This window comes from Kitasatospora sp. NBC_01246 (assembly GCF_036226505.1).
Taxonomy (GTDB): Bacteria; Actinomycetota; Actinomycetes; order Streptomycetales; family Streptomycetaceae; genus Kitasatospora.
Window position 1 is genome coordinate 8,723,265 of record NZ_CP108484.1, and the last position, 25,351, is coordinate 8,748,615.

At 71.4% G+C, this 25,351-nt stretch carries 22 protein-coding genes and 2 pseudogenes; 18 read left to right on the forward strand and 6 right to left on the reverse strand.

Going from position 1 to position 25,351, the window contains the following annotated elements; genetic code table 11:
• The first annotated feature begins 311 nt into the window (after nucleotides 1-311).
• Nucleotides 312-1,487, forward strand: a complete 1,176-nt coding sequence (locus OG618_RS36705; RefSeq protein WP_329491955.1) for a serine hydrolase domain-containing protein — start codon at nucleotides 312-314, stop codon at nucleotides 1,485-1,487.
• Here OG618_RS36705 and OG618_RS36710 read toward each other — a convergent pair.
• Nucleotides 1,475-4,870 carry an AfsR/SARP family transcriptional regulator gene (locus OG618_RS36710; protein WP_329492409.1) on the reverse strand — a complete coding sequence of 1,132 codons (3,396 nt, stop codon included), beginning with the start codon at nucleotides 4,868-4,870 and terminating at the stop codon, nucleotides 1,475-1,477. The genes OG618_RS36705 and OG618_RS36710 overlap by 13 nt on opposite strands.
• Nucleotides 4,871-5,272: 402 nt before the next feature.
• Here OG618_RS36710 and OG618_RS36715 point away from each other — a divergent pair, with 402 nt between their 5' ends.
• From OG618_RS36715 to OG618_RS36775, 10 genes and pseudogenes are all read left to right on the forward strand, one after another.
• On the forward strand, nucleotides 5,273-6,835 hold the full coding sequence (locus tag OG618_RS36715; protein WP_329491956.1) for an RHS repeat-associated core domain-containing protein: 1,563 nt from the start codon (nucleotides 5,273-5,275) through the stop codon (nucleotides 6,833-6,835).
• A 224-nt stretch (nucleotides 6,836-7,059) separates the two neighbouring features.
• On the forward strand, nucleotides 7,060-7,683 hold the full coding sequence (locus OG618_RS36720; protein WP_329491957.1) for a DNA/RNA non-specific endonuclease: 624 nt from the start codon (nucleotides 7,060-7,062) through the stop codon (nucleotides 7,681-7,683).
• A 171-nt stretch (nucleotides 7,684-7,854) separates the two neighbouring features.
• A complete protein-coding gene (locus tag OG618_RS36725) occupies nucleotides 7,855-8,373 on the forward strand; it encodes a hypothetical protein (RefSeq protein ID WP_329491958.1) in 519 nt (172 codons plus the stop codon).
• A 293-nt stretch (nucleotides 8,374-8,666) separates the two neighbouring features.
• A protein-coding gene (locus OG618_RS38160; protein ID WP_442906872.1) for an IS630 family transposase occupies nucleotides 8,667-9,745 on the forward strand; the annotation gives its coding sequence in 2 pieces (ribosomal slippage) (nucleotides 8,667-9,168 and nucleotides 9,168-9,745; 1,080 coding nt in all).
• A 508-nt stretch (nucleotides 9,746-10,253) separates the two neighbouring features.
• A pseudogene (locus tag OG618_RS38165) lies at nucleotides 10,254-11,364 on the forward strand (IS630 family transposase).
• Between the two features lie 726 nt (nucleotides 11,365-12,090).
• Nucleotides 12,091-12,210: pseudogene (locus OG618_RS36755) on the forward strand (tyrosine-type recombinase/integrase); the annotation flags it as partial.
• Nucleotides 12,211-12,398: 188 nt separating this feature from the next.
• Nucleotides 12,399-13,628 carry a tyrosine-type recombinase/integrase gene (locus OG618_RS36760; RefSeq protein ID WP_329491959.1) on the forward strand — a complete coding sequence of 410 codons (1,230 nt, stop codon included), beginning with the start codon at nucleotides 12,399-12,401 and terminating at the stop codon, nucleotides 13,626-13,628.
• Nucleotides 13,629-13,680: 52 nt separating this feature from the next.
• On the forward strand, nucleotides 13,681-14,169 hold the full coding sequence (locus tag OG618_RS36765; RefSeq protein WP_329491960.1) for a DUF4265 domain-containing protein: 489 nt from the start codon (nucleotides 13,681-13,683) through the stop codon (nucleotides 14,167-14,169).
• Nucleotides 14,170-14,259: 90 nt separating this feature from the next.
• Nucleotides 14,260-14,607 (forward strand): hypothetical protein, encoded by a 348-nt coding sequence (locus OG618_RS36770; RefSeq protein ID WP_329491961.1) that lies wholly within the window; start codon nucleotides 14,260-14,262, stop codon nucleotides 14,605-14,607.
• 192 nt (nucleotides 14,608-14,799) lie between these two features.
• Nucleotides 14,800-15,294, forward strand: coding sequence for a hypothetical protein (locus OG618_RS36775; RefSeq protein WP_329484999.1), 495 nt, complete (start codon nucleotides 14,800-14,802; stop codon nucleotides 15,292-15,294).
• On the opposite strand, the gene OG618_RS36780 is transcribed toward OG618_RS36775, so the two are convergent.
• Nucleotides 15,260-16,042 (reverse strand): IS5 family transposase, encoded by a 783-nt coding sequence (locus tag OG618_RS36780; protein ID WP_329484998.1) that lies wholly within the window; start codon nucleotides 16,040-16,042, stop codon nucleotides 15,260-15,262. The two genes, OG618_RS36775 and OG618_RS36780, sit on opposite strands and share 35 nt — an antisense overlap.
• A gap of 299 nt (nucleotides 16,043-16,341) precedes the next feature.
• Here OG618_RS36780 and OG618_RS36785 point away from each other — a divergent pair, with 299 nt between their 5' ends.
• Nucleotides 16,342-16,869: an NUDIX domain-containing protein gene (locus OG618_RS36785; RefSeq protein ID WP_329484997.1), complete on the forward strand. Its 528-nt coding sequence runs from the start codon at nucleotides 16,342-16,344 to the stop codon at nucleotides 16,867-16,869.
• A 63-nt stretch (nucleotides 16,870-16,932) separates the two neighbouring features.
• A complete protein-coding gene (locus tag OG618_RS36790) occupies nucleotides 16,933-17,589 on the forward strand; it encodes a hypothetical protein (RefSeq protein ID WP_329484996.1) in 657 nt (218 codons plus the stop codon).
• Between the two features lie 215 nt (nucleotides 17,590-17,804).
• On the opposite strand, the gene OG618_RS36795 is transcribed toward OG618_RS36790, so the two are convergent.
• A complete protein-coding gene (locus tag OG618_RS36795) occupies nucleotides 17,805-18,230 on the reverse strand; it encodes a hypothetical protein (RefSeq protein WP_329484995.1) in 426 nt (141 codons plus the stop codon).
• A 29-nt stretch (nucleotides 18,231-18,259) separates the two neighbouring features.
• Here OG618_RS36795 and OG618_RS36800 point away from each other — a divergent pair, with 29 nt between their 5' ends.
• Nucleotides 18,260-18,838, forward strand: coding sequence for a hypothetical protein (locus tag OG618_RS36800; RefSeq protein WP_329484994.1), 579 nt, complete (start codon nucleotides 18,260-18,262; stop codon nucleotides 18,836-18,838).
• A gap of 225 nt (nucleotides 18,839-19,063) precedes the next feature.
• On the opposite strand, the gene OG618_RS36805 is transcribed toward OG618_RS36800, so the two are convergent.
• Nucleotides 19,064-19,279, reverse strand: coding sequence for a hypothetical protein (locus OG618_RS36805; protein ID WP_329484992.1), 216 nt, complete (start codon nucleotides 19,277-19,279; stop codon nucleotides 19,064-19,066).
• A 1,157-nt stretch (nucleotides 19,280-20,436) separates the two neighbouring features.
• On the opposite strand from OG618_RS36805, the gene OG618_RS36810 reads away from it, so the two are divergent.
• On the forward strand, nucleotides 20,437-20,718 hold the full coding sequence (locus tag OG618_RS36810; protein ID WP_329491962.1) for a helix-turn-helix domain-containing protein: 282 nt from the start codon (nucleotides 20,437-20,439) through the stop codon (nucleotides 20,716-20,718).
• 88 nt (nucleotides 20,719-20,806) lie between these two features.
• On the opposite strand, the gene OG618_RS38170 is transcribed toward OG618_RS36810, so the two are convergent.
• Nucleotides 20,807-21,391, reverse strand: a complete 585-nt coding sequence (locus OG618_RS38170; RefSeq protein WP_442906978.1) for a replication-relaxation family protein — start codon at nucleotides 21,389-21,391, stop codon at nucleotides 20,807-20,809.
• A 568-nt stretch (nucleotides 21,392-21,959) separates the two neighbouring features.
• Nucleotides 21,960-22,427 carry a hypothetical protein gene (locus OG618_RS36815; RefSeq protein WP_329484991.1) on the reverse strand — a complete coding sequence of 156 codons (468 nt, stop codon included), beginning with the start codon at nucleotides 22,425-22,427 and terminating at the stop codon, nucleotides 21,960-21,962.
• Between the two features lie 261 nt (nucleotides 22,428-22,688).
• Here OG618_RS36815 and OG618_RS36820 point away from each other — a divergent pair, with 261 nt between their 5' ends.
• The 3 genes from OG618_RS36820 (at nucleotide 22,689) to OG618_RS36830 (ending at nucleotide 25,315) form a co-directional block, all read left to right on the forward strand.
• Nucleotides 22,689-23,336, forward strand: coding sequence for a hypothetical protein (locus OG618_RS36820; RefSeq protein WP_329484989.1), 648 nt, complete (start codon nucleotides 22,689-22,691; stop codon nucleotides 23,334-23,336).
• A 21-nt stretch (nucleotides 23,337-23,357) separates the two neighbouring features.
• Nucleotides 23,358-23,450, forward strand: a complete 93-nt coding sequence (locus OG618_RS36825; RefSeq protein WP_329484988.1) for an Ms4533A family Cys-rich leader peptide — start codon at nucleotides 23,358-23,360, stop codon at nucleotides 23,448-23,450.
• Between the two features lie 146 nt (nucleotides 23,451-23,596).
• Nucleotides 23,597-25,315, forward strand: coding sequence for an ABC transporter substrate-binding protein (locus OG618_RS36830; RefSeq protein ID WP_329484987.1), 1,719 nt, complete (start codon nucleotides 23,597-23,599; stop codon nucleotides 25,313-25,315).
• Nucleotides 25,316-25,351 lie beyond the last annotated feature (36 nt).

The following is a 25,351-nucleotide window of genomic DNA, read 5'->3' on the forward strand; positions in this document are numbered from 1 at the left end:
AGGCGTCCAGGTCGGCACCGATCAGAGGAGTGCTCCCATGCCCCATCAGGTTTCTTCACCGGCTCGTGCGGTACGGTCACGCCGCCGGCTGCGGCTGACGGCTGTCGTGGCCGCTTCGTGTCTGGCGACGGGGACGGTGGGCTCCGCGGTCGCGGCATCCGCCCCCTCCGCCGTACGGTCCGGACCGCACGGTCGCGGCATCCGCCCCCTCCGCCGTACGGTCCGGACCGCACACGGCCGAGGGCGACGGCGCACTGCGGGCCCGGCTCTCGCAGCTGGCGCGGACCCTGGTGGCGGCCGGGGCGCCGGGCGTGATCGTGCGGGTGGACGACGGCCGCGGCCGGCCGGTCGAGATCGTCGAGCAGGCCTGGTGGGCGGCGCGGGACCACCGGATCGCGGCCGGGGACGAGTTCCGGATGGGCTCCAACACCAAGACCATGATGGCCACGCTGGTACTCCAACTGGCCGCCGAGGGCAGGCTCACCCTGGACGACCCGGTGCAACGGTGGCTGCCGGGCCGGGTGCCGGACGGCGGGGCGATCACGCTGCGGATGCTGCTGAACCACACCAGCGGCCTGTTCGACTACACCGAGGACGGCGCGCTCCTGCCGTCGATCCTGGGCAGGGACCCGCGGCGGTGGACCTCGGCGGACCTGCTCGCCGTCGGGGTGCGGCACGAGCCGCTGTTCGCGCCCGGCGCGCGGTGGTCGTACAGCAACACCGGCTACGCCGCTGTCGGCGCTGTGCTTGAACAGGTCACCGGGCAGAGCCCGGCCGACCTGGTCCGGGGCCGGATCGCCCGGCCGCTGGGCCTACGTCACACCTATCTCGCCACCGGCCCGGCCTGGCTCGGCCGGCACGCCCACGGCTACGAACCGGACCCCGCCCACATGCCGCCGGGCGTGCCGGCCGCGTTCAGGGACGTCGCCGGACCGCGCCACGACGGTCACGTGGACGTCTCCGCCCATGACCCGAGCTGGGGCGGGGCGGCCGGGGCGGTGGTCTCCACCGCGCAGGACTGGGCCCGCTTCCACAGCGCGCTGATGTCCGGCCGGCTGCTGCCCCCGGCCCAACTCGCCGAGATGCGCACCACCGTTCCGATGGACCCGGAGAACCCGGTGGACGGGCCCGGCTCCGGCCTCGGCATCGAGACCGGCGCCACCCCCTGCGGCACCGTCTGGGCGCACGACGGCGGGATCACCGGCTACTCCAGCAGCACCATCACGGACGGCACCGGCAGCCGCACCGCCACCGTGCTCGTGCCGACGGAGCTGCTCTACGAGTTCGAGGCCGACCGGGGGCTCGTCGAGGCCGATCGGGCCCTGCACCTCGCGGTGGTCTGTGCCATGTTCGGCACGCCCGTGCCGGCCGGCACGGCCCCGGTCGCCGGAGGCCCGGCCGGCGGGATCGTCGCCGGCCTGGGTGCGGCCGGCGGGCGGCCGGCCGAAGGGGCCACGTCGTTGCCCGTCCCGGCTCAGGCCGGCTGACCGGGGCGGCCCGGTGCGGAGCCGGGCGCGGTGACGAGGGCGGAGACCAGGCCCCGGGCCCGGCACCGCGACATCGCCGCGCCCTCGGCGTGCGCCGCGGCGAATCCGGCGGCCCCCAGGGCGGCGGCAGCCCGCCGGGCGATCCTGCGCACGTCCTCGTCACCGGGCTCGTCCGTGCCGCGCAGGGCTGTGGCCGCGCCGAGCAGCCGGGCGGCGCCGGCCGGCCGGGCGCGGGCGAGTTCGATGTCGGCGGCCACCACGGCGAGTCCCGCCGCGACCGGGGTGTCCCAGCTCAGCACCAGGTGCACCGCCGGGTGGTCGAGCCGGCGCACCGCCTCGTCGGGGAGTCCGTCGGCCGCGTCCGCCTGGGCGAGTACGGCCCGCAGCAGGGCGGTCAGGTGCGTCGGGGGTGCCTGCTCGCAGGCCGGTCCGGCCGGTGCGGCCCGTGCGTGCGCCCGGGCCCGCCCGGGCCGTCCGGCCTGCCACTCCAGGCGGGCCAGGCCCAGGTGCACCAGGGCCCACAGTTCCGCCGACCCGGTGGGTGCCACCTGGTCGCGCAGGCTCTCCAACTGCCGCCGCCCGCCCGCGACGTCCCCGGCCCGGGCGCGGGTCAGGGCGGCCTCCACGTCGTTCTCGACGGTGTACTCCCGCATGCCGAGCTCCCGGAAGTACCGGGTGGCCCGTGCGTTCAGCGCCAGCGCGGTGGCCGTGTCGCCGGACCGTCGCCGGAGCGAGCCGAGGGCGCTCAGCGTGCTCGCCAGGCCCCAGCGCTCGCCGAGCTCCTCGAAGCCGGCCAGCGCGCGGGTGAGCAGCGCGGTCGCGCGGGGGGTGTCCCCGGCGTGCAGGGCACGCCTGCCGCGGACCGTCAGGGCGAAGGACCGGCTCCAGGGATCCCGCCCCCCGCCGTCCGGTCCGGTCGTGCTGTCCGGGGTGTCCGGCGTGTCCGCGCCGCCGGTGTCCGTGCGGGCCCCGGGCGCGGTCACGGCGGTGGCCAGCCGGGCCAGCTCCAGCAGGGGGTGGGCGCCGGGGCCGACGCCCTCGACGGCCTGCCGGATCCGCCCGAGGGCGGCCTCGGCCTCGTGCGGTGCACCGACCTCCGCGACACCGAGCGCGTGGGCCACGCGTACCAGCCTGCGGGCCGCCGGATCAACCGGCCCGGGCACCTCCAGCACCCGGCCGAGCAGGTCCAGCGACTCCGGGGGGTTGCCCCGCAGGGACCAGAACCAGCCGAGCGCGGCCCCGAAGCGGACGGCCGTGGCGGCGTCCCCGGCGTCGATCGCCCAGCGTATCGCGGCTAGCAGATTGTCGCGTTCGGCGGACAGCCTGGCCAGCCAGCGCAGTTGGTCGCGGGTGCGCAGCCGGGGCTCCGCGGACTCGGCCAGGTCGAGCAGGAAGGCGAGGTAGCGCCGGCGGGCGGCGTCGGCCTCCGCGCGGTGGGCGAGTTGCTCCACGCCGTACTCCCTGACGGTCTCCAGCATCCCGTAGCGCGGCTCGCCCGGCTCGGCGGTCCGGACGGGATGTAGCAGGGACTTGTCGACCAGGGCCGAGAGCAACTCCCGGACGTCGTCGGTCCGGTCGGCGGTGTCGGCGAGGTCGTCGCCGTGGGTGCCAGGGTCGCCGTCGTCCTGGCGGCCGAGCCCGCCGACCGCCTGCGCCGCGTCCTCCGTGAAGCTGCCGGGTACCACCGCCAGCCGATCGAGGAGCGCCCGCTCGTCGGCGTCCAGTAGGTCCCAGCTCCAGGCCACCACGGCCCGCAGGGTCCGGTGGCGGGGCAGCGCGGTGCGGCTGCCTCCGGTGAGCAGCCGGAACCTGTCGTCCAGCCGGGCCGTCACCACCTCGATCGGCAGCGTGCGCAGGCGTGCCGCGGCCAGTTCGATCGCCAGCGGCAGGCCGTCCAGGCGTCGGCAGATCCCGACCGCCGCGGCCAGGGAGCGGGCGTCCGGGGTGAAGCCGGGCAGGACCGCGGCGGCCCGGTCCCGGAACAGCCGGACCGCGGCGCAGGTGCCGGCCTGTCCGGCCGGCGCGCCCGGCGGGGGCAGTTCGAGCGGGAGGACGGGGTGCAGGGTCTCGCCGCCGATCCGCAGGGACTCCCGGCCGGTGGCGAGGATCCGCAGCCGTGGGCACCGGCCGAGCAGGGCCTCGGCGAGCCTCGCTGCGGCCTCCAGCACGTGCTCGCAGTTGTCCAGCAGCAGCACCGTCTCTTCGTCCGCCAGCACTTCGACCAGGTGGTCGAGGATCTGCCCGGCGTCGTCGGAGCTGGGGGCCGGGGCCGGGCGGTCCGCCGCCGGGGGGCGCCGGAGCGGACCGGCCTGGCGCAGCCGCAGGACGTCGAGGACCGCCTGGGCCACGTCCTGCGCCCCGACCGGGGCCAGGGCGACCAGCCAGACGCCGCCCGCCGGGGTGAGCTGCCGCCCGGCGGTGACGGCGAGCCGGGTCTTGCCGGACCCGCCGGGCCCGACCAGGGTGACCAGCCGGGCCCGGTCGAGCAGTCCGACCACCCGGCGGACGTCCTCCCGGCGGCCGACGAAGCTGGTCAGCGGCGCGTCCAGGTTGCCCCGCGCCGGCGCCTGGTCGGTCCCCGGGCGGTCGGTCCGCGTCGAGTCGGTCCCTGGGCGGTCGGTCCGCGCCAGGTCGGTCCGGGTCGGGTCGGTGCGTGCCCGGTCGGGCCGCGAGCGGCCCACCTCGCCCCGCAGTACGGCGAGGTAGGCGGCCTCCACGTCCGGTCCGGGGTCGCTGCCGAAGGCCTCGGCCAGCCGGCCGCGCAGCCGTTGGTGGGCGGCCAGTGCCTCCGCGCCCCGCCCGTCGGCGGCGAGGGCGCGGATCAGCTGGGCGTGCAGCCGTTCGCGCAGCGGGTGGTCCACCGTCAGCGACTCCAGCTCGGCGACCAGGCCGGGCCCGGTGCCGAGCGCGAGATCGGCCTCGATCCGGTCCTCCAGGGCGGCCAGCCGGGCCCGTTCGAGCCGCTCGGCCTCGGCACCGGCGAACGGTGCCTCGCGCACGTCGGCCAGGGCCGGGCCCTGCCAGAGACCCATCGCTTCCCGCAGGGCGGTGGCGGCCTCGGCGGGTCGGCCCCCGGCCAGCAGGCGCCCCCCGGTGCGGGAGAGCCGGGCGAACCGGACGGTGTCCACGGCCTCCGCCGCGACGGCCAGCCGGTAGCCGGCCGGTTCGAGGGTCAACAGCCCGGGGTCGCCGAGGGCACGTCGCAACCGGGAGGCCAGCGACTGAAGGGCGTTCGCCGGGTCGGCCGGGGGAGTCCCGGCCCACAGGGCCTCGGCCAGGACCGCCGGGCGGACGGCGCGCCCGGCGTCCAGCGCCAGCCGGACCAGCAGCGCGCGCAGCCGCGGGCCGCCCACCGGGACCGGGCCGTTGCCGGTGTCCAGCACCAAAGGTCCGAGGAGGCCGACGCGCACCCGGCCACTATCGCAGCACGCCCTGCTCGGCCGTCAAGTCGGCTCCGCGCGGCCAGAACTGACCCGGCTGCCCGCCGTGGCACCGGTCCGGCACCCCACACCGACCCTCGGCCGGGTCCGGTCAGCGCGCCGGGGCCGCCGTAGTGCTCGTCGGCCTCCGCCTACGACGCGCTCGGCCGCCCGACCACGCTCACCGAGCCGGTCGCCGCCGGCCAGAACATCACCACCACCTTCGGCTACGGCGCCGCCGGCAACCGCACCCGTCTGACCGACGGCAAGGGCAACACCACCGTCTACACCTTCAACCTGTGGGGCCTGCCGGAGTCCACGATTCAAGCCCGCCACCACCGCCCACCCGGCGGCGGCCGACCGTACGTGGACCACCGCCTACGACGTCGCCGCCCAGGCCGTGAAGCTGACCGAACCCGGCGGCGTAGTGCGCACCAGCGGTTACGACCCGGCCGCGACCGCGGCCTGCTGATCAAGGCCGGCACCGACCTGAACACCGCCACCCAGACCTGGGAGTACGACGCCGACGGGCGCCTGACCAAGCGCTGGGACAAGGACACCGGCGACACCCTCATGGGCTACCAGGCCGACGGTCAGCTGGACTGGGCCCACAACCCCCGCACCGGGACGCAGAACCGGTACGGCTACGACGGCGACGGCCGCCTCGCCAAGCAGTCCTACGTCGCCCCCGACCCGGCCGACACCGCCAAGCTCAAGACGATGTCCGAGCGCCGCCTCGGCTACGACCCGCTCGGGCGCCTCACCGGCGACCAGCTGCTCGTCGGCGGCGACACCGCGACCCCGCTCACCGGCACCGCGTACGAGTACGACCTCGACAACCGCCTCACCCGCAAGACCGTCGCCGGCACCGTCACCGACCCGGTGCGCGACAACCGCTACGGCTACGACCTGGCCGGGCGCCTCACCTCCTGGACCGCGGACACCACCACGACCGCCTACACCTGGGACGCGGCCGGCAACCGCACCGGCAATGGCACCGCCACCGCCACCTACGACGAGCGCAACCGCCTGCTCTCCGACGGCACCAGCACCTACCGCCACACCCCGCGCGGCACCCTCGCCGCCGTCACCACCGGACTCAAGCAGGAGACCCTCGCCGACGACGCCTTCGGCCGCCAGATCACCGAGGGCACCACCACCTACACCTACGACGGCCTCGACCGCGTCACCACCCGAAACGCCGCCAGGTTCACCTACGACGGCGGATCCAACAACCTCACGGGCGACGGCACCTGGAGCTACGCCCGGGACGCGGCCGGCACCCTGCTCGGCGCCACCAACGGCACCGCCAACCTGCGGATCCGCACCGACCAGCACACCGACGCCACCGCCACCCTCAACACCGACGGCACCACCGTCACCGGCGCCACCACCTACGACCCCTTCGGCAAGCCCGTCGCCACCACCGGAACCCGCTCCAGCCTCGGCTACCAGTCCGGCTGGACCGACCCCGACAGCGGCGACGTCAACATGGCCGCCCGCTGGTACCGCCCCGGCACCGGAGGCTTCACCAGCCGCGACTCCTGGCAACTCGACCCCAGCCCCTCCGTCCAGGCCAACCGCTACACCTACGCCAACGGCGACCCCCTGGGCGGCACCGACCCCACCGGACACGAGAACGTCTCACACTGCGGCTGCGGCGGACCGGGCTCCCCGGGCGCGGCAGGAAGCTCCATCCAGATCTCAGCCGGCAACGCCGGCGGCGGAATCTCATTCGGCAAGAACGGCACGTTCAACGGCACTATCAAGATCAAGCCGGGAGCCAACTCCGCGCCCGCAGCCAAGGCTGCTCCGCAGGCCGAGCCGTCCCGAACACCTCGGGCTACCGGCCGCCGTCGAGCGGCGCGAACACCGCCCCGATGCCGGGCTTCTCCATCCCCGGCGCGGGCGTCGGGGGCCTCGGCGTGAGCAGCTTCGGTAGTCCGAGCACCGCGCCGAGCGGCTACGCGGGCAGTGACGTCTACCAGGAGAAGCAGGCCGCCCGGGACTGGAACAGGTCCAGGTCCAGCTCCCCGACCTCCGCGCCCCAGAGCCCCACAGGCCTGCCCGCCGCCAACCCCACCAGACCGCAGCAGACCCCAACCTGCACTGCTTGCGGCCACTCCAAGACACCCCCGCGCCCCGCTGCGCCCATGGCCGAACCACCCAAACCGCTCTTCGACAAGACCAGGCCCTACACCGAACGCCCCACCCCGCAAGCCGACTGGACGGCCCCTGACCCCCACGCCACCCCCGACATCATCGCCGCCTCCTACAGCAGCGCCGACCTCCTCGCCCTCCTCGTCCTCGTCCCCAACGTCACCCCCACCACCGACACCACCCCCGGCCCTGATCCAGGCCAGACCAACGACCCGGATAGGGAGTCGGAGCCCTGTGTCGATGGCCCGCTGGATACTCGTGAGAACGCGCATGGGAACATCACATACTTCCCTCGGGAGCGCTTTAAGCCCGGTCCGGATGGTTGCCGCGCAACTGGTGCGATCGGAGAGTTCAACGGCCCCGAAGACATGGAGGACGGCACGGAAACGGCATGGAAGAATACTCCGCGGAGGCCTATGGTGAAACCGCCGGATTATTGGAATTTGGTGGACAAGCAACGGGCCAGGGGGCACTTGATGGGTAGGCAGTTCGGGGGCTCGGGTGATAACCTCCGTAACCTCGTTCCACTCTGGGACTTCGCCAATGCCCCCGCCATGTGGGAGGTGGAGATGGATATCGCCAGCGTGATTAAGCAAGGAGGTCAGAAAGTTGTGTAAAGGGTCGATGCGGTGTATTCGGGAATAGCTTCCGGCAGGCCTCTGGCCATTCATCTTGAAGCCCATGGGCCACTTGGGCTCAATGTTGATTGTCTGGTGGTGAATGAGAGAAAGAGAAGTCGGGGTGACAATGAGGCGATCTGTGGGTCCTATAATCTGGGGTACTGAGACATGTCTGAAATTAACTTTCGTCAACTGGTCGGAGTCGCACCCAGGTCCCAAGGAGTAGCCCCCGAGGCGTGGTTGGAAATTGAGGAGTGGGCTGGCGGGAGCTTGCCGATTGACTTCAAAGAGTTCGTTGAACTCTATGGTGAAGGATTGACAAGAGGGCATCTTTATATCCCGCACCCATATGGCGAGGAGCCCCTTCTTCGATTTATGGAGAACGGCCGTCGATCATTTGGAAGAATTGCGCGACACTTCTCTGGTGAGCTTGGTGGGGCAGCTTTTGATCCGGCCTCGGTGGTTCCGTGGGCATATTCTAACTGGGATGGTGACCAGTGTTTCTTTGTGCCGACAGGGGGGGCTGCTTGGCGTATTCTTCTGGTATTCCGTCAAATGGCCTGCGTGCGGTTCTATGACTTCGAGTTCTCGGAGTTTATCGCCGGGGTCATCGCCGGGACGGCTCTTCCCCCGGGGTGGCCGGATCTGGGTCCGGTATGGAAGCCAGTCGACGGTTCCCTGTTGTGACGTCCGAGGGGTATGCGGGGTCAACGGCGCTGTCGCTATGCGGGCGGAACCTCCGGGATGACGACACCTTCAACCAGCAGCCCCGGCGGCGGCGCGGTCTGCCGCGACCGCTGTCCCCGTGCCCGCTGCTCCGATTCGTGCCGCCAATGCTGCCGGGGCGCCGTTCCAGGCCTGGTCCGGCCGTGGGTGCTGTCGGGCCTGGTCAGTTGACTGCACTACTGACTTCGGCTCGTCAGGGTGAACTGTCCCGAATTGCCTGACGGGCTCGCTGCGGTGGTTGTATCCGGTGGTGTGTGAGGTATGCGGATGGGGGCGGGCTGACCGCCGCGGGACGGGTGCGCCGGGAGTCGCTGCGGATGCAGGCGGCCGAGCTGTTCGAGCAGAGGATCAAGCCGCCGGAAGTGGCCCGGCGTCTGCGGGTGAGCCCGAAGTCGGCCTACCAGTGGCACCAGTTGTGGCGCGATGGCGGTGTGCAGGCTCTGGCCTCTCGAGGCCCGGGTGGGTCGCGGTGCCGTCTGTCGCCGCGCTGCCTGGAGAAACTCGCCGCATACCTGGACCAGGGCCCGGCCGCACACGGCTGGGTGGAGGACCAGGTGTGGACCGCGGCGCGGGTGGCCACGCTGATCGGGCGGAAGTTCCACCTTTCCTACAGCGTGTCCGGGGCAACGAGGCTGATGCACCGGCTCGGCTTCAGCCCGCAGGTCCCCGCCCGGCGGGTGGCCGAGCGCGACGAGCAGGCCGTCACCGCGTGGAAGGAGGTGACCTGGGCGGAGGTAAAAGAGCGCGGGCGGCCTGCGGGGGCTACATCTGCTTCGAGGACGAGGCAGGATTCACCCGCCGTCCGCCCAGAGGACGCACCTGGGGCCGGCGGGGCCGCACGCCGGTTGTGACGGTCAGCGGCCGCCGCTCGGGACGGTTGTCGGTGGCCGGGATGATCGCCATGCGGCCGGGCTCGCGCACCCGGCTGTGCCACCGCCTGATCACCCACCCCGCGGGCAGAGGCAAGCGCCGCAGCATGGGCGAGCGCGACTTCATCGCCCTGGTCGACGGTGTCCACCAGCTCGTCAAGGCGCCGATCGTTCTCGTCTGGGACCGCCTGAACACCCACATCTCCCACGCCATGCGCGACTTGATCGCCGAGCGCGCCTGGCTGACGGTGTTCCTGCTTCCCGCCTACTCGCCCGACCTCAACCCCGTCGAGTGGGTCTGGGCACACGTCAAGCACAGCCTGGCCAACCTCGCCGTCATGGCTCTCGACCGACTCGAGGCCCTCGTACGCAACCGGCTCAAACGCCTGCAGTACCGGCCCGACACCCTCGACGGCTTCATAGCCGGCACCGGCCTGACCCTCGACACCCCAACCTCACCCTGACCAGCCGAAGTCAGTAGGGGGCTTCACGCACCGGTTCCTCTCGTACACCTTTCCAACTTGCGCGCCCGAGCATGCCTCTATCTGGCAGTGCTAGATTCACCTCGGCTCTGTCAGGGCTGCTCCCGCCCTCCTCGACGTTTCCCGAGTTGGGCTGCCCTCAGCTTCAGAGTCCTGCCACGACAGAACTCAGGTGGTGGTCTTTGCGGCTCGGTGAACCACGAGGGGTGGACGGCGGCGCTCGTGCGAGAGTTCGAGCTCGGCTCGCGTCTTGTCATCAAGGGACACCCGGTGGTGAGGGCGCGCGAAGGCCCAGCAGGTGTCCTCACCACGGCCGAGAACAACCTGAGGCCCTTGCACCCGGCACAGCGTCACAAAGCCAGCACCACGTGAAAGGTCACCGGCGTGCCATGCCGGGAGAGTCCGAAACCTCGGCCTCGACCGACCGGGCGGCCATGGACCGCGGCCCGGCGTCGGTGATCTTCTAGCACTCCGACGGCAAGGAGGCTCGCTGCCCACCGACACCCGATCCGTTCCAGGACACCAGCATGATGCGGATGGCGGCGGGCTGACCGCTGCGGGACGGTTGCGCCGGGAGACGTTGCGGATGCAGGCAGCCGAGCTGCTCGAGCAGAGGATCAAGCCACCGGAAGTGGCACGGCGTCTGCGGGTGAGCCCAAAGTCGGCCTACCGGTGGCACCAGTTGTGGCGTGATGGCGTGTGCGGGCTCTGTCCTCTCGCGGCCCGGGTGGGTCACAGTGCCGTCTGTCGCCGCACTGCCTGGAGAAACTCGCCGCGTACCTGGACCAGGGCCCGGCCGCACACGGCTGGGTGGAGGACCAGGTGTGGACCGCGGCGCGGGTGGCCACGCTGATCGGGCGAAGGTTCCACGTTTCCTACAGCGTGTCCGGGGCGACGAGGCTGATGCACCGGCTCGGCTTCAGTCCGCAGGTACCCGCGCGTCGGGTGGCCGAGCGGGACGAGCGGGCCGTCACCACGTGGAAGGAGGCGACCTGGACGGAGGTAAAAGCGCCCGCGCGGCCTGCGGGGGCTACATCTGCTTCGAGGACGAGGCAGGCTTCACCCGCCGTCCGCCCAGAGGACGCACCTGGGGTCGGCGAGGCCGCACCCCTTTCGTAACGGTCAGCGGCCATCGGTCGGGACGGCTGTCGGTGGCCGGGATGATCGCCATGCGCCCCGGCTCACGCACCCGGCTGTGCCACCGCCTGCGCACCCACCCCGCGGGCAAGGGGAAGCGCCGCAGCATGGGCGAACGTGACTTCATCGCACTGATCGACGGTGTCCACCACCTCGTCAAGGCGCCGATCGTGCTGGTCTGGGACCGCCTGAACACCCACGTCTCCCACGCCATGCGCGACTTGATCGCCGAGCGGGCCTGGCTGACAGTGTTCCTGCTTCCCGCATACTCGCCCGACCTCAACCCGGTGGAGTGGGTCTGGGCACACGTCAAGCACAGCCTGGCGAACCTCGCCGTCATGGCCCTCGACCGACTCGAGGCCATTGTCCGCAACCGGCTCAAACGCCTGCAGTACCGCCCCGAATCCCTCGACGGCTTCATAGCCGGCACCGGCCTGACCCTCGACACCCCAACGTCACCCTGACAAGCCGAAGTCAGTAACTCGTTGACCGGCTCGACTCGGTGGCGGCGGTTCTGGAGCATTTGGGCATGTCGTTGTCGCATGAGGTCTCCCGTGTTCATCGGGATCTGATGGATGGTCGGGTACGGCTGACAGGTGCCGGGGCGGTGGTGGCCGGTTCCTTGGCGTCGTTGCCGTGGTTGGTCGTGGACGCGGCGGGCCGGGAGGTAGAGCCGGTCAGCGTCTACCTGCGGGATCGGCTGCTGGGAGACGTCAGTCCCCTGACGTGCCGGAGTTACGCCTTCGATCTGCTGCGCTGGTTCCGGGTGCTGTGGACGGTGGACGTCGGCTGGGAGCAAGCCACCGAGGCCGAGGCTGCGGCGATGGTCGGCTGGCTGCGGTCGGCCCGGAACCCGCAGCGGCAGCGCCACCGAGAGGGCGGTCACCCGCCGGGCTCGGTGAACCCGAAGACCGGAAAGAGGATCCTGCCGGCTGGGTACGCGCCGGCGACCATCGCGCACAGCCTCTCGGTGGTGCACGGGTTCTATGCCTTCCACCTGCACTTCGGGCGCGGTCCGGTCCTCAACCCGGTACCGGAGAATCGGGCCCGCCGCGCCGCGCTCGCCCACCGCTCGCCGCTCGCCGATCGACGCCCAGGCCCGGCACCGGCGGGGCCGGCTGCGGCCGAAGGTGCCGGTGCGTCAGCCCCGGGCGATCCCCGACGCGCAGTGGGACGAACTGTTCGCACAGATGCGCTGCACCCGGGACCGCGCCCTGCTGGCCTGCTACGTCTCCTCCGGCGCTCGGGCCAGCGAACTGCTGGGCGTTCAACTGAGCGATCTCGACTGGCACAAGGGCCAGTTGTGGGTGGTCTCCAAGGGCACTCGGGAGCGACAGCCGGTCCCGGTCTCGCCAGAGGCGGTCCGCGCCTTCTACCTGGACCTGCCACCTGGGCGGTCGCCGAACCGGACCGCTGGGCACAGTGGGTCGCGCCGTGCCCGATCCGGGACGAGGACCTGCGGTGGTTCCAGGTCCGCCGCCGACGCTTGCAAGAGCGCATGGCCAACCGCACCCGCGAGCGCCAGCCGCTGCTGCCGATCCTGTCCCAGCACGTCACCGACCAGTGGCACCGCCGGCGAACCCTGCTGGAGGCGGCCCGCGCCGTCGGCCTGGGGGAACACTTCACCGTCGACGGCGTCGAGTGGCAGCGCGTCTCGGCGAAAGCGGACGCGCTGCGACCCGATCCGTCGACCGCCGCCGTCCGCGCGGTCAACCGAAGCACCGGCGAGCTGGTGCAGCTCACCCACACCGAGAACCAGGCGTTCTGGCAGTGGGCGATCGTCGAAACCCTGCGGCTGGCCGGACTGCGCGCCGAGGAGCTCACGGAGCTGACCCACCTGAGCGTGCGCAACTACCAGCGGCCCAGCGGCGAAGTCGTCGCGCTGTTGGTCGTCACGCCGTCCAAGAGCGACCGGGAGCGGGTCATTCCGATGTCCGCCGAGCTGTTCCACGTCATCGCGCAGATCATCCGCCGCCACATCAGTGCGAACAGGACCGTCCCGGTCTGCGTCCGCTACGACCTGCACGAGAAGGTCTGGAGCGAACCGTTGCCCTACCTGTTCCAGAACATGCACGGCGGAGCGATCAGGGCGATGTCCAGCACGACGATGTGGCGCATGATCCACCGTGCCGCTGCCGGGCTGGTCGCCACCGACCCGCGGTTCGCCGAGGTGAAGTTCGCCCCGCACGACTTCCGCAGGCTCTTCGCGACCGAGCTGGTCAACAACGGACTGCCGATCCACATCGGCGCTGCCTTGTTGGGCCACTTGAATATCCAAACCACTCGTGGCTACGTCGCGGTCTTCGACGACGACGTGGTCCGGCATTACCAGGAGTTTCTCGACCGTCGCCGGTCCCGGCGGCCCGAGAGCGAGTACCGCAAGCCCACCGAGCGGGAGTGGTCGGAGTTCAACGAACACTTCGACAAGCGCCGGGTCGAGCTCGGCTCCTGCGGTCGGCCCTATGGCACCCCCTGCACACACGAACACGCCTGCGTCCGCTGCCCGATGCTGAGCATCAACCCGAAGATGCTGCCCCGCCTCGACGAGCTGGAAGAAGACCTGCTCGCCCGCCGCGAGCGCGCCGTCTCCGAGGGCTGGCGGGGTGAGATCGACGGACTCGATCTCACCCTCACCTTCCTGCGGAGCAAGCGCGAGCAGGCCCGACGCTTCGAGCGGACTGGCCCCGTGCCACTTGGGCTGCCCGCCCCCCGCCGACAGCAGCAGTGATCAGCTACGGCATCATGGCAGGCCATTAGAGCTGGCCCTGGGGAGTGCCGTCATGCAGTTAATCGTCCACGAACACCCGGTCGGACGCGCCGCGACCAACTACATCGCGCGCGCCGACCTGGCCCCCTTCGGGCTGGACGGACAGGCCGAACAGCTCTGGCTCAAGGCGGTCAACGACGGGAGTTACGAGGTCGCCTGCATTCCGTTCTCCACCTACGGGATCGCTCTGGGCGACACCGTGCTCCTCAACGACGACGACTACGTCAGCGAGGTGGTCGGGACCTCTCAGCATCGAACGCTGCGGCTCCTGTTCACTCCTGACCTGCCCGCCAGCGACCTCCAGCTGGCTGCTGGGAGGATCAAGACCGAGATCACCGCGGCCGGGCTGCTGAGCGAATGGAACGGCGAACGCTTCGTCGCCGTCGATGTCCCGCCCAACGCCGAACCCTCCGAACTGTTCGCCGTCATGGAGGCAGCAGTGAACGCGGGCCACGCCTTCTGGGAGTGGGCCAACGCAATGCCGTTCGCCAGCTCTTCCTGACGCTTGCGAGCTCACGCAGCGTCGGTCCGTGGCACAGAAAAGATCAGCGCCGAGCCAGGCGCATTGGCATGCGAGCCGCAGGGGGAATGAGTGGAGCAGATCACCGACGACCAGGTCACGCAGTTGATCCATTTCGTGTTTGCACGAATCCCCGACGCGGCCTCGCTCCAAGGCGATGCCCGCCGAACGGCCACAGCCTTGCGACTGGCCGTAACCAAGCAGGTCGCGGCGGTGCGCTTCCACCGAGCCTCCCCGCCTGAGCAGGCAGCGGAGACCGAGCTGCACGCAACCGCCTCATGGAACCTTCTGGTCGCGTTCGCCCAAATCTGGCACGACCACCCGGAGTTCCCCGCCGACGCCGCCATAGAGACCTTCGAGTTCGACTCCAAGTCGCCCCTCTCGACCACGGTGCACCGCGACCCGCTGCCTGAGCGATAGGCCCTACCGAACTTGGTGCAGAGAAGGTCCAGCGAGCACCTCACCCCCGGAGGTGTCGTCGTCCGGACCACCTGGCATGAGAAGCCGTTGTCTTTCCGAGAGTGACGGGCGTGTTTCCGCTGGTCAGGTATAGGAATGGTGTTTCGGCGGCAGGGACGGGGTGTCGATTCGTCTCTTCGTGGAGGTGCCGGGATGCCGTCGGTGATGGGGCTGTTGGAGGAACGCGAACGCACTGCCCGACAGCGGGTGGAGACCCTTCAGGCCGAGCTGCGGGAGGCGGAGGCCGCGTGGGAGCGGTTCGTGATCACCCGTGAGACGGTTGTCGAGGTCCTAGCGGAACCTCGCGATGGCGAGGAGCTTCCGCAGGTCGTGGTGGCCGACGAGCGTCCGGCGCGGGACCTGGCGGCGGCGGCCGGTTCGGTGGTGCCGCATTGGCGGGAAGGGCTTGCTCCGGCGGTGCTGGCGCCGGACTATCAGCGGATCATGGACGTCCTGATTGGTCGGAGCGGGCCCGGTGGGGAGGCGATGGACTGCCGACAGCTCGCGGCGGCGGTCGGGCTGGAGCCGGTCCCGGCGAAGGTCGAGGGGATGAGGTCGAAGGCGAAGCGCCTGGCCGCGCGGGGCTGGCTGGCCGAGGAGAAGCCGGGGAGGTTCAGGCTGGTCGCCGGGCGAGGCGTCGGCTCATAACCATGCTCATCGACCAGCGAATCATCGCCTCGGCGGTGTCGGTGCGGGCCTCATAGTCGCGGGCGAGTCGGCGTGAGCACATCAGCCAGGCGAACGTGCGCTCCACCAGCCACCTTTTGGGCAGCACCACGAAGCCCGCGGTGTCGTCGGTGCGTCTGACCACGGTCAGCGCGATGGCAAGGACGTCGCGGGCGAGGTCGACCAGGCGTCCGGTGTAGCCGCCGTCGGCCCACACCAGCGTGATGCGCCAGTGCCGCGTCCGCAGCCGGGCCAGCAGCGTCTGTGCCGCGTCCCGGTCGGTGACCGACGCCGCGGTGACCATCACCGTCAGCAGCAACCCGAGGGTGTCCACCACGATGTGCCGCTTACGGCCGTTGACCTTCTTCCCGCCGTCGAAGCCCCGGCTCGCGGCCGGCACCGAAGCGGCGCCCTTCACCGACTGCGCGTCGATGATCCCCGCGGTCGGCTCCCGGTCCCGGCCCACCGCTTCGCGGACCCGGTCCCGCAGCCGGTCGTGGAACTCGGCGACCAAGCCCTTGTCCCGCCAGCGCCGGAAGAAGGCATAGACGCGGTCCCACGCGGGGAAGTCCGCGGGCATCGCCCGCCAGGTGATGCCGCCCGCGACCAGGTAGCGGATCGCGTCGACCATCTGCCGGTGGCAGGAGCCCTCCGGCTGTCCACCCCTGCCCTCCAACCATGCCGGTACCGGCATCGCCTCGCGGACCACGGCCCATTCGGCATCAGTCATGTCGGAGGGATACCTCGGCCGTCTGTGCGGCTGGTCCCCAGCGTTCCCGAACCGGTGAGCGAGGCAATCACACTCACGGGCAGCCAAGTTGAAACCCACAGGTGCGAGGGCATACAACAGCGACAACAGGGCCTCCCTGGTGCTTCTCCGGCTTCAACACCCAGGAGCTGCACCGGAGGCCCTGTCTTCATGCGTCCATCACCCCGCGATCACCCGAACGGGACTCCCGTTCGATCGGCAACCGCCCTGATCGGTACGACAACGGCGTCTGAGCCAGCCTGCCCGGCCTGGGCCCGGCGATGACCACCAGCCTGGGGAGCGGACCGGTGCGGGTGCGGGTGTGCGCGGTGCTGGTCCACAACGGCCGGGTGTGTCTGATCCGCCGTCAGCGGGAGGCCGGCTTCCAGCTCTCGCTGCCCGGCGGCGTGGTCGAGGACGAGGACGGCGAAGAACCCGAGACCGCGCTGCGTCGGGAGCTCCTCGAGGAGCTCGGCTTCGACCTGGCGATGCTGCCCGAGGTGCCGGTGCTGTGCTTCGTCCAGGACCAGGAGACGAAGCGGCCGGGCGAAGTGGAGCCGTTCCGGCGCCGGCACCTGGTCTACGTCGCTCACCTGCCCGACCACCTGGCGGCGGCCGTCGCCGTGGTCGAGCAGGACGACCCGGACCGGGCGCTGGTGGTGTGGCTGCCGGCGGCCGGTGTGGCCGGCCTCCACCTGTACCCGGCGGTCGGCCCCGTCCTCGACCAGGCCGTCCGGCCCGACACCGCCCAGGCCGGCGGCCCGATGCTGCTCCCGGTGATGACCGGCGCGTCCTACCAGTGGCGCTGACCTGCCGCTCGGTGTTCACGGGAACGGACGTCGCGGGCGGGTGCGGCGCGGGATAGTGCGGGGGTGACCGCGATTCCCGCTCGCCTGGACCTGCCCGCACGCCGACGCCGCCACGCCCGGCTGATCGCCGCCCTGACCGCCACGGTCGGGGCCTGCGCTACGGCGGCGGCCGCGCTGTACCAGCCCGTCGCCGACGCCCCGCCCGGGCAGGACGCGGTCGTGGTGGACCCGCTGCCGGTCGTCTACCTCGGCCGCACCGCGGCCCCGCTGCTGGAGGCGGCGCGGGCCGAGGACGACGCCCGGTGGCCGGCCGCCGTCGCGCGGGAGCGGGAGCAGGCCCGGCGGACGAGCGCCGCGAGGGTGGCGCTGGGGCGGGCCGAGGAGATCGTGGAGGAGCCCGGGCTGTCCTGGCCCGTGCCGCTTCCGACCGCGCAGCAGGGTGCGGTCATCGACCTGGCGGGCGCCGGTGACCAGGTCGCCGAGCTGTGGCGCGCCGACCCGGCGCAGGCCGCCGCTGTGGTGCGCGAGCTGGTGGCCGGCGGGGAGTTCACCCCGGCAGAGGTTCTGGACGCGGCGGTGGAGGCGGCCGTCGGTGCCGGGCTGCTGGCGCTGGCCGACGCGGGCACGGCGTCCGATCCGAGCATGATGGCCGAGCAGTGCCTGGGCGCCGTCCCGTACCTGGTGCTCGCGGTGGCCCTGGCATCCGCCGACCTCGACTGAGTGACTGGTCAGGTAGTGCGAAAGTGGCAGCGGCACTGGGGGCCTTGGTGCCGCGGTGCGTTCTGCGGGGTCGTTCCGCGCTGGCGGAACGAAGTGATCAACCCTGTGCTGACATCGCGCACCTTGACGGCCCGGCGGCCGGCCCGGCCGGGACACCTTGATGCCCGCCCCGGGCGTACCGGGGCGGCCATCAAGGCGAGACTGCCGGGTGCCGGTCAGGGCTTGGTGCCGGTCAGCTCCCACCAGGGGACGGGGCCGTCGTCGAGGTCGGCGATCGGCCACCAGTTGTCGGCGCCTGGGCCGTCGGCCTCGAGGTCCTCCAGCTTGGCGACGCCGGCCGCCACGGTGCGCAGCATCCTGGCGACGTAGGGGGTGCGGGCGGCGGTCTCCAGGTCGGTGGCCCGGTTGGCGAAGCCGGTCTGGCCGGTGCCGGTGAGGACGAACAGCAGCCGGGGGAAGACCGGGTAGCGGCGCTCCCACAACGGCTTGCGCCCGCCCTGGACGGCTTCGATGGTGCCGGCCCGCATCCCGGCGGGGAGCGGGGCGGTGGCCCAGTAGCGGGCGTAGGCGTTCAGCTTCGCGGCGAGCCGGGGCCCGCCCATGGTGGCGCGGTCGACCTCGACGAACGCCCGGTTGGCCACCCGCCCCCGTCGGTGGCGGTGCGCCCGTAGTGGAGCAGGCCGTCCGGGCGCACGGTGCCCTCCTTGCTGGTGGCCACCTGCAGGTGATTGAAGTGGACCTTGGTGGCGAGCAGGCCACCGGGACGGGCGGCCATCTCGACGGACAGCGTGCGCCGCAGGTTCCGGGGATGCACTGGCTTGTCGGGCTCCGCATCTTCTCGATGCCGCTGTCGGGGGCGTGCAGGCGGCGCAGCTGCTCGGCGGTGGCGATCCGGAACTGGAACAAGGAGGCGAGCACTGCCCAGGTGATCTCCACCTCCCGCGTGTCGCCGTCCGGCTCCGCGCCCGTCCGTGCCCTGGCCCTCGTCCTGGTCATCGGCTGGGCGCTGTCGCTCGTCGTCATAGCAGGGGCTTCCCTCCGGCTGGGCACGGAGCCGGTGCTCCGCGCGGTCGCCGTAGGGAACCCCGCGAACCTTGACGTATCCCTTGGTGAACAGCCCCCTCGGCCGCAACGATCACGTAACGGCCCCCACCAAGGTGAGCCACCAACCTTGGCGGATTCCTTGATGACCACCCCGAATTCCTTGGTGGCGCCGCCCGGACACCTTGGTGCCCTCCGGACACCTTGATGACCGGGGCGAACACCTTGATGCCGCACCTGCCCGCTGCGCCCTGCAGCTGCCAGGCCCCGCGCAGGGGCCCGACCGGTGGCGGCCGGGCCGGCCGGGGCAGCGCTGGTTCCCCCGTACTGGGCCGGGCATATCTGCCTGACCTGTGACGCGGCCGCTCGCACGGGCTGACACCCGGGCCACACGGCGGCGCCATGGCCGTGCCGCCAGACCGTTCTGTGTCGGCTACCGGGGGCCCGGTCCTCGGGTGCGGCGGGGGTCGAGCGCTTGGCGCAGGGCGTGCAGGTCGGTGATGGTGACCTGTTCGGCGAAGCGGGCCAGCAGTCGGCGCAGGCCGCGCTGGTCCCGGTCATGGACGGCTTCGGTGAGGGCGGCCAGCAGGGATGCCCGCGCGGCCGGGTCGGGCGCGCGCACCGGCGCCGTGGTCGGTGGGTCTTCCACCGGCTGCCTCCCGTCCGTGTGCCGCTCGCTCGTTCGTGCCGCTTGTTGTCCCTGGCCCGGGTGCGGACCGTCCGTTCTGCGGGGCGAAGACTACCTTCCCTCCGGACACCGAAAAATCTGTGCTGGCTGAAGTAGACATCGCCCTGTGTCGTGGTTAGTGTTTCTCCCGTAGACGCAGTCAAGCGGTACCCGCCAGACACGAACTGGCGGGCAGCATTACAGAAGTTCGCAGGTCGGCACGGTTGTGGGGCCCTGAAGCCAGAGCAGGTGCAGGACGGTGACAGGACCGGCAGCCGGGCCGGGCGGCCCGCAGTGATCAGGGGCCGCCACCGCGCGGTACCGCAGTTCAGCAGATGCAGTACCCAGCAGGTGAGCAATACGCAGGACGCGCCGTGCAGGTGGGCGTGGAGCAGTGACGCAAACAACGGCGCGGCAGCAGAGTTGCGAAGCCAGGGTTGGTGCAGGTCGGCGACGGGACTGGCAGCCGGGCCGGGTGGCCCGCAGTGATAAGGGGTCACCACCCAGCGGTACCGCGGTAAGTGCAGGTGCAGTACCCAGCAGGTGAATTGAGTTGAGCGGTACCAGCAGTCGCGGTACGCGGTATCCCAGTAAAGGCGCCAGGACTGCGGGCGCGCGTGCTGGGAGGTCCGGGCAGTGGGGTTCCAAGCCGAGCAGGTGAGCAGGACGGGCGACGGGGCTGGCTGCCGGACCGGATGGCCCGGGAGGGCCGCCGCAGCAGTACCAGGCAGTTGAAGTTCAGCAGTACCGAGAAGTACCCGTGTGAGTAGTACCAAGCAGTTCGCAGTCCCAGTCAGTACAGAGGATGAACGGAGGGGACAGAGCGCCATCAGGATCGCCCGGCCCGTGAGGTCTTCACCCGGGCGGACACCGCAGACCCCCATTGAGTACGAGGACGGTGGTTTCCGGTCACGCATACGCGATCCCCGCACATCCCCTCTCCCGGGGACTTGCGGAACAAGGAACCCGGCTACAGCCGGTAGATGGTGATGTATCCCTTTCGGGGCCCCGGAGCCGCAACGGCGCCGGGGCCCCTCGCCGCGCCCCCGAACCAACACAGAAGAGGTGCAGTGACCACGACGACCATCCGACCCCACACCCCCCACACCCTCGACGACGACGACTACCCCGCCTACACCATGGGCCGCGCCGCCGAGATGACCGGCACCACCGCCGGCTTCCTACGGGCCTTGGGCGAACACGGCCTGATCACCCCACTGCGCTCCGAGGGCGGCCACCGCCGCTTCTCCCGCTACCAGCTGCGCATCGCGATGCGAGCCCGCGACCTCGTCGACCAGGGCACCGCCATCGACGCCGCCTGCCGCATCGTCATCCTCGAAGACCAACTCGAAGAAGCCCTGCGCCTCAACGAACAACTGCGCCGCCCCACCACCGGACAGCCGCCGCCAGCCGACACCTGACGCGTACGGCCCCCGCCCGGTGGGTTCCGCCTCGGGCCTGCGGCACGACAGAACACCGGAAAGCCGCCACCCCGCGGGGCGACGGCTTTCAGTGCTTCTCATGGCACCCCGGATTCCTTGGTGGCCTCCGGACACCTTGATGCCGCCGTCCGGACCGGCACCGCTGCGCTCTACAGCTCCCAGGCCCTTCGTGTGGTCGCCGATGGAGTGCCACACCTGGGCGTTGACGCCGTGCTGCTCCAGGTCGGCCAGGCGGGCCGCGCCGGCCTTCACGCGCATCAGCGTCAGCATCCGGGTGACCATCGGGTGGGCGTCGGCGATGGCCTGCAGGTCGCGCACGCGGCGGCGGGCTGCCTGCTCGCCGGTGTCGGCCAGGACGAACAGCAGGCGGGGGGAAGGCCGGGTAGCGCTGCTGCCAGGCCGGCAGGACGCTCTGCGAGTGCGAGGTGCGGCGCAGGTGGGCCGGGACGGGGTGGTGGTCGTGGAAGCGGGCGTAGGCGATCAGCTTGGAGGCGAGCTTCTCGCTGGCCATGGTGCCGCGGTCGACCTCGACGAACGCCCGGTGCAGCACCCGGTCCGGCCCCTTCTTCGAGTAGTGCAGCAGGCCGTCGGGGATCACCGTCCCGCCGGGGCCCTCGCCGAAGCGGTGGTAGACCTCGGGCAGGAAGTCCAGCGGCGCGCACTCGTCCCCCCGCGCGCGGGGGGACGAATGCGACGTGGGTGCGCACGACGGCCAGGACGTGGCCCAGCCGCAGCCGTGCCGCGCTCTTGTCCTCGGGCAGCGGCGGGGAGGCCACCCCCTCCAGCTCGGGGAAGGTCGCGGCGATCCGCACCGCGCGCTCGGTCAGGAACCACGCCTGCAGCTTCCCGGCCTGCGGGAGGACGACGCTGTCCACCAGGCCCTCCTTGTGCAGGCGGCGAAGGCGCCGGCGCCCATCTGCTCAATGCCGACGTCCGGGGTGTGCAGGACGCGCAGCTGCTCGGCGGTGGCCATCGTTCACCGCCTGCCGCCGCTCCCGCTCCAGCTGCTCCTGGTCGTCGTCCTCGGGGTGCCGCGCGGGCACGGGCAGGACGGTCACGTCTCTCATGACGGGTGAACTCGCCAGCGCCGCCAAGCTCACGCACCCGAGCGAGTTCCGGCCCGGGCGGGGCCAGCGGCCCGGCGGGTTTCGCCCCAGCCAACCAGCCCGCCGCTGGCCGGAGCCGGCAGGCCGCGCGCCGGGCTGGGTAGTCGGTGTCGGTCAGGGGGTGGGGTAGGGCCGGGGGTGGCCGGCGTTCACGCACTGCTGGTTCTGCTGGTCGATCCGGTGGAGTGCGCCGGCGGGGCCCAGGGCCTCTGACAGCATGACGGCGGTGGACACCGTGATGGCGTGGATCTGCTCGGGGAGGGCGAGGCCTGCGACGGCCGTGCCCAGGCCGCTCTCGCCGGCGGCGACGCGGTGGACGGCGGTGGTGACCGCGAACTCCACCTCCAGCGGGGCCAGGGCCGCCACCACGTCGAGGCTGGCGACCCGCATCGAGGGCTCTCCGAGTTCGGTGAACAGCGCGTCGTGGTCGAGGACCAGCCAGGCCAGTACCCATTCCAGCCGGTCGGCGTCCAGGCCCGCGAGGCAGTTCTCGACCGCGGCGCGGTCCCGCATGAGGTAGGCCCGTGTCAGATCGGCGGCCCGCCAGGTCGCATCCACCAGCTGGTCGTCCACAGTCGTCATACCCCCGGTCTATCCGAGGGGCCGGCGCCGCGGCCACGGGTACCGGCCGATTCACGCCAACGAGCGGGAAGGACGCAGGCGCGGTGCGCTCGGTGAGACCAGGGCGGCGGAGACCGTGGGCTGTTGCCGTTGCGGCCGGGCGGCCCGTGTTCGGTGACAGACTCAGGCCCTCACCGACGAGAGCGAGCGGCTGCGTGCCGCCCTCCGCGAAGCCGACCGGCGTCTGGCGACCAACCGCACCCGACTCGCCGGAGGCATGGCATGATCCCGGACCGAACCACCCCGAACGCCCGACTGCTGCGCCGCGCCCTCGCCCTCTACCCCGACTCCTACGGCGCCCACGAGCTGGCCGAACTCACCGACCACGCCGAACGCCACGTGCGCACCGCAGGCCCGCTGGCCGGCCTGCGGGAGGTTGCCGACGTGGCCGGACACGGAGCCCGGGTCCGCCTCGGCCTGGTCTCCCACCGGCCGATGGGCCGGGCACTGGCCACCGCGGCCCCGCTCGCCGCCGTCCTGGCCGGCACCTACGCGGCCTGGGACCTCTGGTACACCCTCCAGATGGCCATCGACCACGGTTTCGACCAGTTGGGACCGTCCGGCACCCGGGCGGTCGCCGTCAGGGCGATGGCCCTCGCCCCGGCGACGCTGATGGCGATCGCGGTGCTGGCCGGACGCTGGACGACGGCGAGGATCCTGGCCCTGGTCACGGTTCTGGCCACGCCGTTGCTCGCAGCCCTCCACCGACCGGAAGCAGGCGCTGGTCTCCCGGGTCGTCCAAGCCCAGCGGTACTGATCCCGGTACTGATCCGCCGCCCGGAGCCGCCCGGTCGCGGCCGACCGGCCGCACCGCACTGCACCGCCGGCCGATGCGGAACGGTGGACGGGGGGATTTTGACATCCTGCTGAAAGTCATACAGTCTTTTCGGCATGACTGACCGCCACCCGATCGACTGCGCCGCCATTGAGCTGGCGCTGATCGGCGTGGCCGCGCACTGCGTTTCCGACAATTTCTGTCGCTGAATCCGCCTGTCCCGACGCGTTGCGGTGATCGCCGCCTCGGGAGTCGCCCCCTCCTGCGGGCGCTGTGCTGCGCACTCTTCCCCAAAGCCTCACTGTCGCCCGCCTTCCTCCGTGTACAAATCGGTAGCGAAAGGCCCCCCTTTCCGATGTCTCGAACCACCTTCACCCCTCGCCGCCTCGCCGCGGCGACCGTCACCGTCGCGCTGGTCGTCGGACTGGCGGCGTGCGGCCCGAAGGCCGACGGCGGTGGTAGCGCCGGCAAGGACGCCGCGCCGCAGCAGGGCGGCACCCTCACCGTCCTCAACCAGAACCCGCAGGACCAGTTCGACCCCGCACGGCTCTACACCTCCGGCGGCGGCCACGTCCCCTCGCTGGTCTTCCGCACCCTCACCACCCGCAACCGGGTCGATGGCGCGGCCGGCACCGAGGTGGTCCCGGACCTCGCCACCGACATCGGCACCTCGTCGGAGGGTGCGACGGTGTGGACTTACCACCTCAAGGACGGCCTCAAGTTCGAGGACGGATCGCCGATCACCACCGCCGACATCAAGTACGGCATCGAAAGGTCATTCGCACCCGAACTCTCTGGCGGCGCACCGTACCTGAGGGACTGGCTAGTCGGTGCCGCAGACTACCAGGGCCCGTACAAGGACGGCCGCACGCTGGACGCCATCGAGACGCCGGACGAGAAGACCATCGTCTTCCACCTCAACAAGCCCGAGGGCGACTTCCCGTACCTGGCGACCCAGACGCAGTTCGCCCCCGTCCCGAAGGCCAAGGACACCGGGACGAAATACCAGGACCACCCGGTCTCCTCCGGCCCCTACCAGGTCGTCAAGAACGAGAACGACGGCGCGCACCTCGTCCTCACGCGCAACCCCAACTGGTCCGCGGCGACGGACGACCAGCGCAAGGCGTACCCGGACACCGTCGACGTGCAGTCCGGGCTCGACCCGGCGGTGATCAACCAGCGGCTCTCCGCCGGCACCGGCGCCGACGCGGCCGCCGTCACCACCGACACCAACCTCGGCCCCTCCGAACTCGCCCAGGTGAAGGACGACAAGGCCCTCGCCGCCCGCGTCGGCACCGGTCGCTTCGGCTACGTCAACTACCTGGCGTTCAACCCCAAGGTGAAGCCCTTCGACAACCCGAAGGTCCGGCAGGCCGTCGCCTACGCGATCAACCGCACCTCGGTCGTCAACGCCGCCGGCGGCTCCTCGCTCGCCGAGGCCGCCACCACCTACCTGCCCAACCAGGAGACCTTCGGGTACACCCCGTACGACCCGTTCCCGGCCGGTGTCACCGGAAACCCGGAGAAGGCCAAGGAACTGCTGAAGGAGGCCGGCTACCCGGACGGCCTGACCATCACGCTCACCCACTCCAGCGCCACGGGCAAGGGCGACGGCCCGGACCTGGCCACCGCCGTCCAGGACGGGCTGAAGGCGGCCGGGATCACCGTCCAGCTCGACGCCCTGGACTCCACCAGGTACTCCAAGACGATCCACACCGTCGGTACCGAGCCCGGTCTCTTCCTCTCCGGCTGGGGCGCCGACTGGCCGTCCGGCGGTCCGTTCCTGGCGCCGATCTTCGACGGCCGTCAGATCGTCACCGACGGCTACAACTTCAACTCGGCGCAGCTGGACGACCCGTCAGTGAACGACGAGATCGACCAGATCAACAAGATCACCGACCACGCCGAGGCCGCCAAGCGCTGGGGCGCCCTGGACAAGCGGATCGCCGACCAGGCGCTCACCGTCCCGCTGTACCACCCCGTCTACAAGCGGCTGTCCGGCAAGGACGTCCGCAACATCGTCATCAGCGACTGGACCGGCGTGCTCGACATCTCCCAGGTCGCGGTCAAGTAGCGGACGGTATCGAACGGAATCGAACGGATCGGTTCG

What these genes read in the sequence shown, in the direction of transcription:
- OG618_RS36720 (WP_329491957.1), top strand. Translation starts at nt 7,060, where the DNA reads ATGGCCGAACCACCCAAACCGCTCTTCGACAAGACCAGGCCCTACACC.
- OG618_RS36725 (WP_329491958.1), top strand. Translation starts at nt 7,855, where the DNA reads ATGTCTGAAATTAACTTTCGTCAACTGGTCGGAGTCGCACCCAGGTCC.
- OG618_RS36760 (WP_329491959.1), top strand. Translation starts at nt 12,399, where the DNA reads ATGGCCAACCGCACCCGCGAGCGCCAGCCGCTGCTGCCGATCCTGTCC.
- OG618_RS36765 (WP_329491960.1), top strand. Translation starts at nt 13,681, where the DNA reads ATGCAGTTAATCGTCCACGAACACCCGGTCGGACGCGCCGCGACCAAC.
- OG618_RS36775 (WP_329484999.1), top strand. Translation starts at nt 14,800, where the DNA reads ATGCCGTCGGTGATGGGGCTGTTGGAGGAACGCGAACGCACTGCCCGA.
- OG618_RS36780 (WP_329484998.1), bottom strand. Translation starts at nt 16,042, where the DNA reads ATGACTGATGCCGAATGGGCCGTGGTCCGCGAGGCGATGCCGGTACCG.
- OG618_RS36785 (WP_329484997.1), top strand. Translation starts at nt 16,342, where the DNA reads ATGACCACCAGCCTGGGGAGCGGACCGGTGCGGGTGCGGGTGTGCGCG.
- OG618_RS36810 (WP_329491962.1), top strand. Translation starts at nt 20,437, where the DNA reads ATGGGCCGCGCCGCCGAGATGACCGGCACCACCGCCGGCTTCCTACGG.
- OG618_RS36815 (WP_329484991.1), bottom strand. Translation starts at nt 22,427, where the DNA reads ATGACGACTGTGGACGACCAGCTGGTGGATGCGACCTGGCGGGCCGCC.
- OG618_RS36820 (WP_329484989.1), top strand. Translation starts at nt 22,689, where the DNA reads ATGATCCCGGACCGAACCACCCCGAACGCCCGACTGCTGCGCCGCGCC.
- OG618_RS36825 (WP_329484988.1), top strand. Translation starts at nt 23,358, where the DNA reads ATGACTGACCGCCACCCGATCGACTGCGCCGCCATTGAGCTGGCGCTG.
- OG618_RS36830 (WP_329484987.1), top strand. Translation starts at nt 23,597, where the DNA reads ATGTCTCGAACCACCTTCACCCCTCGCCGCCTCGCCGCGGCGACCGTC.